The 11,600-nt window shown below is 66.7% G+C and carries 6 protein-coding genes; 3 read left to right on the forward strand and 3 right to left on the reverse strand.

Going from position 1 to position 11,600, the window contains the following annotated elements:
* Positions 1–20: 20 nt before the first annotated feature.
* On the forward strand, positions 21–932 hold the full coding sequence (locus FJV41_RS26580) for a hypothetical protein (RefSeq protein WP_141645357.1): 912 nt from the start codon (positions 21–23) through the stop codon (positions 930–932).
* Positions 933–1,057: 125 nt separating this feature from the next.
* Here the strand turns inward: FJV41_RS26580 and FJV41_RS26585 are convergent, their stop codons facing one another.
* Positions 1,058–1,744, reverse strand: a complete 687-nt coding sequence (locus FJV41_RS26585; protein ID WP_141645358.1) for an SDR family oxidoreductase — start codon at positions 1,742–1,744, stop codon at positions 1,058–1,060.
* Positions 1,745–1,951: 207 nt separating this feature from the next.
* Between FJV41_RS26585 and FJV41_RS26590 the strand changes: the two genes are divergently transcribed.
* Both FJV41_RS26590 and FJV41_RS26595 read left to right on the forward strand, forming a co-directional pair.
* Positions 1,952–3,469: a hypothetical protein gene (locus FJV41_RS26590; RefSeq protein ID WP_141645359.1), complete on the forward strand. Its 1,518-nt coding sequence runs from the start codon at positions 1,952–1,954 to the stop codon at positions 3,467–3,469.
* A 150-nt stretch (positions 3,470–3,619) separates the two neighbouring features.
* Positions 3,620–7,207, forward strand: coding sequence for a chitobiase/beta-hexosaminidase C-terminal domain-containing protein (locus FJV41_RS26595; protein ID WP_141645360.1), 3,588 nt, complete (start codon positions 3,620–3,622; stop codon positions 7,205–7,207).
* Between the two features lie 101 nt (positions 7,208–7,308).
* Here the strand turns inward: FJV41_RS26595 and FJV41_RS26600 are convergent, their stop codons facing one another.
* Entirely contained in the window at positions 7,309–8,772 is a 1,464-nt protein-coding gene (locus FJV41_RS26600) for a cytochrome-c peroxidase (RefSeq protein WP_141645361.1), read from the reverse strand.
* A 152-nt stretch (positions 8,773–8,924) separates the two neighbouring features.
* Positions 8,925–11,006, reverse strand: coding sequence for a M36 family metallopeptidase (locus FJV41_RS26605; protein ID WP_141645362.1), 2,082 nt, complete (start codon positions 11,004–11,006; stop codon positions 8,925–8,927).
* Between the last annotated feature and the right edge of the window lie 594 nt (positions 11,007–11,600).

The following is an 11,600-nucleotide window of genomic DNA, read 5'->3' on the forward strand; positions in this document are numbered from 1 at the left end:
GCCGTCCCCAGGAGATGAGGATGACTCACCAGCGGTCTGAGAGAAGGCTCTTCACGCGGGCTATTCATCCCATCGTGGTGTGGGCCTGTCTTGTCGCGGTCGCCGTCGGGGGCATGGCCTGCGAGACGGAGGAGATTCGGGAACTCAGGAATCAGGCGCGACTCGCGGCGCTTCATCGTTCTGAGTTGGCGGACCGAATCAAGTACCGCGCTGATTGGGAGCGTGATCTGCGAGCCGTCGAGGCTCGACTGCGCTTCTACTGCCCCCCGGTCGACCAGGAGGAACTGCTGTCCCGGCTGACGCCATTCGTCGCGGGTGCGGATGTGAAGGTGCTTCACGAGAGTAGCGATGGGGTGGTGCTTCGGCTGCAATGGGCGAGTCGGGCGGGCGATATTGTCGACACGATGTTGGAGTTCGCGAAGGTCGTGCCCTTCCTCTCGCTCAATCGGCTCTCCATTCAGCGCGAGGCGTGGTCGGTGGACGTGGAGACAGGGCCGGCCTGTCCAACGCTGGAGGAACAGGCGGCCAGGGTCACCCGATTCCCACTGCCCCCGCGTGGGATGCTCTGGAATGAAACGAGTCGAAAGTTGCGGGCCGAGATTCTCGCCGCGCAGCGCGACATCCAGCGATGGGAGTCCACCACCTTGGCTGGAGGCCTCGCGGTCGTCACGTCCCGCATGGTCCTGAACGATCGTCTTCGTGCTCAGCAGTTGGGTGGGCCTGAGCACCTGTTCGGGCAATTGCGAGCGCTCAACGGGCTCATCGAGGGGGCGGTCGTGCCCGAGATGACGCTCTCCAGGATTCCAGATGGAAGATGGCTTCTTGAAGGCAACCCTGCTGGGACGGATACGGCCTGGGCCGAACGCATGGCGCAGGCCGGCTACAGGTTGGAGGGAGGCCCGGAGGGGCCCCAAGTGCTGATTCGTCGCTGACGTCGTGCGAGGGCTCGCCACCAGCCCTCGGCGATACTCAAGGCTTGTTTCAGCCCGCGAGGTCCTCGGGTGTTTGTTTGCGAATGATTGTCAGGGACCTGGACTGGGGAGTGACTCCACTTCGCTCACCAGTCGATGCGCGCGCCCCGGAAGTCGAAGAAGCCTCCGCTGTCCTGCGGCGTCACGCGGTCCAGCACCGCGAGCAGCCCCGCGGCGGACTCGGACACCTGCGTCGGCGCGCTCGCGCCGCCCATGTCCGTCTGTACCCAGCCGGGACTGATGGTCACCACGATGAGTCCCTCGCCGCGCAAGTCCGCCGCGAGCGAGCGCGTCGCCATGTTCAGCGCCGCTTTCGACATCCGGTAGCCGTAGCCTCCGCCCGACGTGTTGTCCGTGATGGAACCGAGCCCCGAGCTGAGGCTGGCGATCTTCGCCCCGGGCGTCCCGCGCAGTCGCGGCAGCACCGCGCGAGTCACTCGCAGGGCACCGAGCGCGTTCACCTGCAGCATCTGGAGCGCGTCCTCGAGCGAGACGTCCTCGAGGTCGTCTCGCCGGGTGCGCCGGCCCGCGTTGTTGATGAGCAGGTCCACTGGCTCCGTCAGCGCGGCGGCGAACGCGCGCACGCTCTCGTCGCTGGTCACGTCGAGGGCATACACCCGCAGCCGGCCGCCGGAGGCATCCGCGAGGGTGGTGAGTTCGCGGGCCTGCGCCGGCTCTCGGGCTCCCGCGTGCACGGTGTCGCCGCGCGCGAGGTACTGCCGGGTGAGCTCCAGGCCGATGCCACGGTTGGCGCCTGTGATGACGAGATTCATGGCGCCGGACCATAGACCTGGACCTCGTCTGATGGGGGGACTGTGGGGCACGTGGGCCACACGATGGGGGGTTGTCCCCCCTGTCTCCGCGCCAGTGAGCCCGTGTCGCCGAGCGCATCCGTGGAGGAGTTCGTGTGAGCGCTCCATGGCATGTCACTTGCCTGGGCCCACGCGCGGGCGTTCAGCCATCTTGTCTCGGAGCAGTGCATGACCACGGGCCGTCTGAGCCGACGTTTGTCTCCTTGGATTCTCTTCGTGTCGCTCTCACTCGTCGTCGCGGGATGCGACTCGTCGGACCCCTCTCCTGGGGAGCAACCCTCACCCGACGGCGGGACGACGTCACCGGATGGAGGAGGGCCGCAGCCCGACGGCGGGACGACGTCACCGGATGGAGGAGGGCCGCAGCCCGACGGCGGGACGACTTCACCGGATGGCGGGCAGCAGCCTCCTCCCGAGTTCACCTGGGGCCATGGCACGGAGACCGGCACGTTGGTGGGCAACGTGTGGACGCCGGGGCGTGACGCGACGGGGCTCGTGAACGAGGTGTCGTGGGCGCTCGTCCCGAAGGACCGGTGGATTGAAGTCGCGGGGACTCCGCTCACCACGCTCGATGCGGAGGTCAAGGCGGCGCTTCCTGGCTTCCGGGACCTCGGCTCGCAGGGAATCGCCGGGGTCATCAACGCATACTCGGGGGTCGCGTTGGATGGGCCGCGCGCGCGTTGGTGGGCCTTCGGTGGGGGCCACGCGGACAGCTCCAACAACGGCATCTACCGCTTCGACATGGCGAAGATGCGCTGGAGCATCGAGCAGCTCCCGGACCACTCGGCGAACTGGGCGGAGGTTCCCTGGGGGAACACATACAGCAGCTATCCACCCGCCTCGGAGTACGCCAGGTTGCATCCGGACAGCGACGTCACCGGGGACGAGTTCTTCGACCCGGCCCGGCCCGCTGCCTCGACAGGCAACCCCACGGCCCGTCATACCTACAACGGACTCGTCTACAACCCGGACCTCGATGAGGTTGCCTTTGGCGTCCGGCGCATGTGGCGTTACAGCCTGACGACGCGCAAGTGGACGCGCCACAACCCGTTCAACACCCCGGGTGCCTCCTACAATGGAGAGACGGGTTACGGTGGCGCGGCCGGGTGGACGTTCTGGGACGAGGTGGCGGGCCGTTATGTGTTTGGCCCCACGGAGAACGGCAACTATTCGCGGTGGTGGTCGTTCGGAACCGCGGACAAGTCCTGGAAGTGGGAGGTCATCACGCCTCCCACCTGGTTCTTCGCGCAGATGGCCAGGGTGGGGCGCACGCTGGTGAGCTTCCCGGCTCCAGGGCACGAGGAGTCGCACGTGCACTTTCCCCGACTGATCACCTACGACCTGGACACGACGAAGTGGGGCGAGCTGAAGCTCACGAGCGACCTGGTGCGTGCGCGCTGCTACCCCGAATACTTCGAGGGACAGGTGTTCGCCTACGTGCCTCCGCTCAATCGCTACATCGCCGCGTTCCGGTATGACCGCGATGGCGATGGGAGCTTCGAGTACCGGACCTACGAGGTCGACCCGGTGGCCCTCACGCTGCGCGAGGCCCCCGAGTACGAAGCGGGGGCCTTCGGCGGGTGGCACGAGCTGGTCAAGAACCGCTTCTTCTACCTGGCGACGCACCACGCCCTCGTCTACGTGCGCAGGGGTGAAGAGAACCTGCGGGTCTTCAGGCTCCCTTGAGCCAGGGCAGATTCCTGGCGCACGTGAACATGTGCTGGGGGTGCCTCCATCGCCCAACGCGGCACAGCGCCCTGTCGTGGAGGACTTCCCCCCCAACTTGCGTCAATAGCTGGAAAGCACGTAAATCGACAGAAAGCCGGGAGGGCCCGCATGCGTCGATCAATCCAGCGCCTCATCGCTGTCACACTCTTCCTGCTCGCCATGGATGTGCTGGCGAGCAATGACGTGAGAGGCAATCTCGAGGGCGTGTATTGGAGGGGCACGACCTACTTCGTGGAGGGGTGGGCGTGTGCGTACGGGTTCTCCGAGTCGGTCGACGTCGACGTGTACGCCGGAGCGCCCTGGCCCACGGGCACGATGCTGGGCGGCACCCGGGCGGATGTGCTGTCGGAGCCGGGGGTGTCCACGGCCTGTGGCAGCACCCTCAACCGGCACCGCTTCCGGTTCCAGCTCCCCCAGTATCTGCTCAAGCAGCACGCGGGGAAGCCGCTCTATGCGCATGCGCATCTGGCCGCCCACGGCATCAACAACCTCGTCCCGGGCTCGGGAAACATCTCCATCCCCGCGGCTCCCTACAATGGACAGGTCAAGGGCTCCGTCGAGGGAGTGTACTTGCGGAGTGATGGCTATTACCTGGAAGGATGGACCTGCGCGTATGGCATCAACCAGTCCGTCGAGCTGAACGTCTACGCGGGCGGGCCCTGGACCACGGGAACCATCTTCTACGGGGGGCTGGCGGACATCGCTTCCGAGCCCGCGGTGAGCTCCATTTGCAACACCACGCTGGCCCGACACCGCTTCAAGATTCGCCTGTCAGATTCGGTCCTCGCCCAGTTCCAGGGTCAGCCCCTGTATGTGTATGCCATGTTGTCCGGCACGGATGTCTCGGACCAGGTCGCCGGAACGCCGACCGTGCCCACCGTCGCGACGGCGCAGGCTCCCGTCCTGTCCCCGTCGGGAGGCACCCATGCCAGCCCCATCAACGTGGCGCTGACCTCCGGCACCAGCTCGGCGAGCATCTACTACACGCTCAACGGCTCGGCTCCGACGTGTGGCGGTGGGAACCTCTACGGCACGCCCTTCGCGCTCTCCTCGGCGACCACCGTCCAGGCCATCGCCTGCAAGAGCGGCATGACGCAGAGTCCCGTTATTTCGGCCCAGTACAGCTTCGTCGCCGCGCCGCCCCAGTTCTCGCCACCGGGAGGGATCTACAGCAGCGCGCGGAGCGTGACGCTGACGACCACGACCCCTGGCGCGACGCTCTACTACACCCAGGATGGAAGCTCGCCCGTCTGTGGCGCCCCCTCGCTCACGTATACGGCGCCCTTCACGGTGGACACGACGAGGACGGTCCGCGCCATCGCCTGCCGCGCGGGCTTCACCAGCAGCACGCCGGTCAGCGCCACCTATACGTTCTCGACGTCGAATTGGACGGGCCCCGCCGCCACCATCGTCACCGTCAACGGAGGCAAGCGCATCTCCGTCAACGGCCAGGTGCTCAGCCCGCTGCACCACGCGTTCAACCTCCAGTCGTGTCGTCTGGACGACTGCCTGGCGGAGGATGCCATCATCGACACCCAGCTCGCCGAGCTGGCGAGGACACAGGCCTTTGGCACGCGCTTCATCGTCGAGGTGGCCGCCATCGCCTACCGGGGCACGCCCGCGGTCCAACGACTGGGCGCCCGGCTCAAGAAGGTCCGGGAGGCCTACCCGGGGTTCGACCCGTACCTCATCATCCGGTTCGACCTCTATGACTATGAGGAGAGCGCCTTTACCTGCGTGGACGGAGAGGACTTCCTCTCCCCGACGTACATGGCGCTCTACAACAACCAGGGGGCCCGCTTCGACGCCAATGCCCTCTGCGACGCTTCCGCCGACGGCAAGTTCAGGAAGCCCTACAAGCGCATCAACGAGTCGTGGATTCTGTCCCGGGAGGTGGAGATCGGCACGGTCGCCAACCTGCTGGAGGCCGAGCCGGAGACCCGGGGGCGGGTGATTGGAATGACCTTCACCTACCTCTCTGGGGGAGAGTTCTTCTTCTCGCCCCTCTACGTCACGGGCAAGGACCCGACAGCGAAATTCCCTTGGGAGCCGCTCCACACGTCGAGTTTCTTCTTTCAAGACGACTCCGGCAGTCCCGCCGCCACCCTCACGAATCGGATGTCGGAGAACTTCGGCATCTTCCTGGCGGGGAGCACGAAGGCCGCGGCCGTCCAGGCGTCCCGCGCCGAGGTGGACAACCTGGTCGCCGCCATCTCCCGGCTCGCGGCCCGGGTGAAGCAGGTGACGGGCGGCAAGGCGTTGAACAAGATCTTCTACGGCTATTCCTATGGCCTCACTGCGCGCCGGGCGTTCTCTTTCCACCACGGGCTCGCCACCCTGTTGCGCGACCCGAACATCGACATCCTCGCCTCTCCCTTCTCCTACGAACTCTCACGCAGGCTCGGCTTCGGCTTCTCGCCGCAGGTCTCCATCGAGGCGATTACCAAGAGCGGGAAGCACTTCGAGTTCGAGGACGACAGCCGGACGCACTTCGCGGAGGTCGACGACTGGCGGCATGCCACCAACATCGTGGAGACCAATCGGCTGGTGGTGCGCGATGGCCTCACGGCGGCCATCCATGGCATGGGGCTCTACTACTTCGACCTGCCCGCCAAGGGTTGGTTCGGGAATCCGGACCAGACCGCGGAGACGACCTCGCTCTGGAACACCCTCAAGAACACCAGCACGGTGGCCTCGTCCGTGGTGAGCACGGGGAGCGCGTATTCGCCGCAGATCGCCGTCTTCGTGGATGAGCAGTCCGTGGCGCATTATCCGCTCGACGGGCTGGGGGGCGCCAAGGCCTTCCCATTCACGACGGCCAGCATGACGGGGCAGATTGAAGCGCTCTCCCGCGTCGGAGCACCAGCCCGGCACTACCTCCTTTCCGACCTCGCGACGCTCGATACGTCCAACCTCCGGCTGGCCATCTTCCTGGACGCCTACAAGCTGACGGAGTCCGACAAGCAAATCATCCAGCAGAAGCTCGCGGGCAGCGGGCGCACGCTCCTCTACCTCTACGCGCCCGGAGTGATTGACGGCAGCGGCAACGCCGCGGACAGCAACGTCTCGAGCGCCCTGGGGATGCCGGTGTCGCGGCGAGCCACCACGTCGGCTTTCGCCGCCGCCTCGTACATCGATGGGCGTGAGTACCCCGACAATGGACTGGGAGCCCCTCTGTCGATGGGGAGCTTCGAGCTCCAATACCGCATCGACGTGGGCGCCACCGGGGGCGTGCTCTGTCCCAATGCCTCGGCAGTGAACTGCATCGACTCCCGCATGCTCTCCCGCTATGTGAACAGCGGAGAGGTGGCCTTCGCCGTCAAGCGGGTCTCGGACGGCTCCGGGAGCTACAAGGTCGGCTTCGCCGCGGTCCCCGGCCTGCCGACGTCGGTGCTGCGAGACGTGGCACGGGACGCGGGGGTCCACGTCTTCTCCTGCACCAGCGGTGGGAGTTGCGTGGACGCCGTCGTCGAGGCCTCCGACAACACCCTGATGTTGCACACCGTGGGGCCCCTCCCCACACTGAACATGCCGCTGGCCCGGAACGGCTGTGGCTTCAATGTCTCGGAGTGGGTCGGCATGACGACGTCCACCAGTCCCTCCCTGGCCCCTGTCTCCTGTCCGGGCAATCAGTGCCAGGTCAACGTGGGCGAGAGCCTGGACGTGCGCGTCTATCAACTGACGCCGTCGTGCTGAGGGTGCATTCGAGGGCCTGACCTCACGTCGACGCCGGGGGACGCGGCACACGCGCATCGTGCCGCGCCCCTCGCCCGGGTTCACCGCGTCGCGGTGGGACTTCAGAGTCGCTGGAGGAAGCGGAGCAGGTCCTGTTTCTGCGCGGGGCTGAGGGACTCGGGGAGCCCGCCTGGAGTCTCCGGCGGATGAACGGGCGGCAGGTTCAGGGGCGCCGTGAAGGCCAGGACGAACTGGCTGTAGATGTCGACGACGTCCTCGAGATTCTCGAGGCTGTTGTCGTGATAGTAGGGCGCCGTTCGCGCGACGCCGCGCAGCGTGGGGATGTCGAAGGCCTCGAAGTCCAGGGGGTTGCCGGTGACGAGCGCCCGGCCAGGGTCCGTGGAGAACCACTGCGGGAAGAGGTTGGGCCCGACGATGGGTGCTCCGCTCTCGTCCACCGCCGGAATCGGGTCATACGGCTCTCCGCTGGCCGTCACGGGGTTGGGCGGAAGGTCCGTCACCTGCTGCTGGCGCGTGCCGTCCGTATAGAAGCGGAACCGATAGCGCGGCAGCTCGATGCTCGCGTTGTACAGCATGGGGAACTGGCCAATCTGTCCCAGGTAGGAGAAGCCCGAGAACCCGATGTTCAGGATGTCTGGCGTCGAGCGCTGGCCCTGTACGGGCACGGGCCCCACGCCGGGGACATGGGTGAACAACACGTTGCCATCGGCCTTCGTCACCGGGAACTGGGAGGCGACCTCTCGCATCGCCGGGGTTGAAATCCGGCTCAGCGTCGCACCGCCGTGGCAGGGCTCGCAGCCGACCTTGAAGACCTCGCGCCCCCGTCGCTCCTCGGGCGTCAGCCACATGAAGTCCTCGGGGAGGGGAATCCGAGCGAGCGGAACCCCCGCGCTGCTCAAGTCGGCGACGAACCGCGCGCGGGCCGACGTGAACTCTCCACGTTGGAAGTCCGCCACCTGGCGCAGCTGGGAGCGCGGCACGGCGGCTCCCTCGCTGTGGCTGGTGATGGCGGCCTGGGCCTGGTCCTCCAGGTTCGACTCTCGGCCGTCCAGTTGGAAGAAGGGGCCGGAGATGGCGATGTCCTGGATGCTCGGCACGCCTCTCCAGACGGCGATCTTCCGGTCGGCGGGGGTGACGATGTGTCCCTGGGCGTCGATGACGTCCATGTTGGCGGGCAGGGGAAGGACGACGCGGACAAGCCCTCTCTTCAGATGTTCGTACGTGGGGACCGCCGCGTTCGGGTCATCCGCATCGATGCGGTTGAACAGCGGGTCCGTTGGATTCGAGGCGAGACGGGCCTGGACGTTCTCGGGCCGCAGGGCCGTGCTGTCCTCGAAGACATGGCAGGTGGCGCAAGAGCGCCCATTGGTGTTCGGGAAGGCCTCGCTGAACAGCTTCCTTCCGCGGGGGTCGTGGTGCAGGGCGGCCTGGGCCTCGGCCGTCTGGGAGATGGGATTCACCTCGACGTCGACTTCGTCCTGCTCCGGGGCCGCCGGGGTGCAATGCGTCAGTCCGCCGAGTGCGAAGGCACCGGCGAGACACGCGACAAAACGCGTGGGAACCATGGGAATGTCTCCGGGGTGTGGGGCTTCCCACGAAACACCGGTGACGTTCGCAAGTGTCACCCGGTTGTTGTCGTCCGTCGCCGCGCACAAAAACAAACCGGGGGCCCCTCGTGAGAGGAAGCCCCCGGTCCGGTGCGTCGGTGTGTCAGGAATTACAGGCGCGTCTCACCGTCGAGGGCCGCGGGGCAGGTGGAGGGCAGCGTGAAGCCGTTGGTCGGCGTGGTGCTGGTCGAGCCGCCGGAGACCGCGTTGTAGCCCAGGCCGTAGGCGGCGAACGCCTTCCACAGCCGGCACACGTCCTCGCCACCGTGCAGGGTGGCGGCCGCGTTGATGATGCCGTCACGCACCTGGGTGAAGGTGGGGCTGCAGGCCGTGCGCTTCAGGCCCTCCGTGAAGTACAGCATCATGCGCTGGTTACCGGCGTTGCCAGTGGCGTTGTACAGGTTGGCGTCGAAGCCCCACTGCGTCACCAGGGCCCAGTAGGCCTCCCACATCGCCTGGGCGAAGACGGAGCCCACGCCGTGCGGAACGGCCATGCCGTTGATGCTCGCGTACGTCCAGGTGTTGAGCGTGGAGTTCAGCGTGTACGGCTGCGTGCGGATGCCGTTGCCGTCGGGGGCCTGGTTCAGCGCGTAGGTGCCCACGCCGCGAATCTTGTTCGCCGTGTCGCCGACGCGCGCCGTGTAGAACAGCGAGAGGAAGTCGCTGATGCCCTCGCCCGGCTGCTGCCGGTTGCTGAGGCACGACACGTTGCTGGGGCCACCGACGAGGCGGTTGGAGATGCCATGGCCGAACTCGTGGACGATGATGCCGCTGTCCAGGTCGCCGTCCTTGTCCGGGTTCGGCGCCGTCCAGACGTACATCTGCATGCGCGGGCGGCTGCCGTCCGCGGGCGTGGAGAAGTTGGCGTTGTTGGTGCCGCCGCCGTCCTGCGCCTCGGCCTGGACGTAGTCGTTGCCCGCGCCGCCGCGGCCGTAGTTGTTCTGCTGGAAGTTGCCGGCCACTTCGTTGAAGCCGTACTGGTACTGCACGTCGTGGATGATGTTGTTCCAGTAGAACAGGTTGGTGACGGCCGCCGAGATGTACGTGGACGGGGCGCCAGCGAGGTTGATGGTGAAGACGCAGTTGAGCGCCGCGCCGCAAGCGGGCTGGGTCGCGGGCGGGGCGTTGTTGGCGTCGCGGTCCTCGTACGCGTGGACGTTGTTGCCGCGCGTCGTCGTGTACTCCGCGCCAGCGACCCCGTTGGTGTCGTGCCAGCCGTAGGGTGAAGCGGTGGTGTTGGCGGGGTTGGTCACCGTCACACGGCCATCCGCGAAGGGCAGCGGCGTGGTGTGATTGGGGCTCTCCACGGGCACCGGATAGACCTTGTAGGAATCCGCGGCCACCCAGTCAAAGCGCGTCAACACCTCGCCCGTGCCGGCGTCCACCGTCACGTCGTAGTCGTGCTGCGAGTCCAGGGTGTAGACCTGGAAGTGCCACACCAGCCGCGCCTCGCCACGGCGCATGGGCAGCACGGCCAGCTCCGCGACGATGGGCTCGCGCGACAGGCCGTCCACTTCCACGCCCGTGCGGCGCTTCACACCGGACTCGGGCTTCAGCGAACGAGGGGCGGTCGGCAGGCGCACACCCAGATGCCGGGCCAGGCCCGCGACGGCCTCGCCAGCGCTCAGGCGCGGCTCCACGCCAGCGATGGCGCTCTCGATGGAGGGCAGGAAGTCGCTGTGGACGCCCAGGACGCTGCCGTCCTTGCCGATGTTGATCTGCAGCTGCGCGTTGTAGACGGGCAGGCCCTTGAACGTCTGGCGCAGGTGCAGGTGCGTGGCGCCGCTGACCTCCGAGAAGACGCGGTCGGTGACTTCGAGGTTCGCCAGGTCATTGAGTCCCAGGCCGAGCGCCTCGTGGTGCTTCTGGACGAAGTCCAGCGCGATGGCCATCGGGTCACCGCTGCTGGGGCCGGAGAGCGCGCCCACGGGGTTGGTGAGCGAGCGGACCAGGCCGTTCGTCTCGTCCACTTCCACCAGCAGATCCGGGATGCTCTGGCGCAGCGCCGCGACGTGCGCCTTCTGGGCCGTCGAGAAGCCGAACCGCGCCTGCGCATTGTAGGCGGCGCGGGCATCGAAGTTCCGCTCGCCTTCGTGGGACTCCGGCGCCACTGCCAGCGCCGTGGACCCCGTGAGGGTCGCCGTGAAAACCACCGCCTGGAACAGCCGCCTTCGGTATGCACCTACGGACATGTCGTGCTCCTGCGCTGCGGGTCAGCCGCCCGTTGCGGGGCGGTACTGGGCGTGCGAGGAAACACGTATTCTCCGTATAATGCAAATGATCCGAAATATACGAAAAATATGATTTAAATGTAGTTGTGATAGGGCGGCGTGGACCCCTGTGCGCGGGTGCGGGATGACCTCCAGAGGAGGGCTTCTGGAGGCTCGGAGTGGGGGGCGCCGCGAGCGAGACTTTCTCTGGGATGAGAGGCGTTTCATTCCGGTGGGTCTTGGGTGATTCCTACCAGCCGGGTGCCAGAAGTGAGTTCATGGCGGGCTGTGTCAGTTTCACGGGTGCATGCGGACCCTGGCTGCCATGAACAGCCGGAGCCGAACTTCTCGGCTCGCCGGTACGGCGTTCCGGGACGAGACTTGGGGGCTCCGTTGGAGTCGCGCTGTCTTGGTTGTTTGGATTCATGTGTATCTGAATGGCGTTATTGGAGTCGTTCGGAGATGCGGCGACGTTGCCTGCGTCTGGGGGCGGGACGTGGGCTCCCTCGCCTTCCGAGCCGGCGGGTGCCTTGGGCCCGGTCATGCCGCGGGTGCGGGTGGGGAGCAGGTCAGGGG

This window comes from Myxococcus llanfairpwllgwyngyllgogerychwyrndrobwllllantysiliogogogochensis, from assembly GCF_006636215.1.
Taxonomy (GTDB): domain Bacteria; phylum Myxococcota; class Myxococcia; order Myxococcales; family Myxococcaceae; genus Myxococcus; species Myxococcus llanfairpwllgwyngyllgogerychwyrndrobwllllantysiliogogogochensis.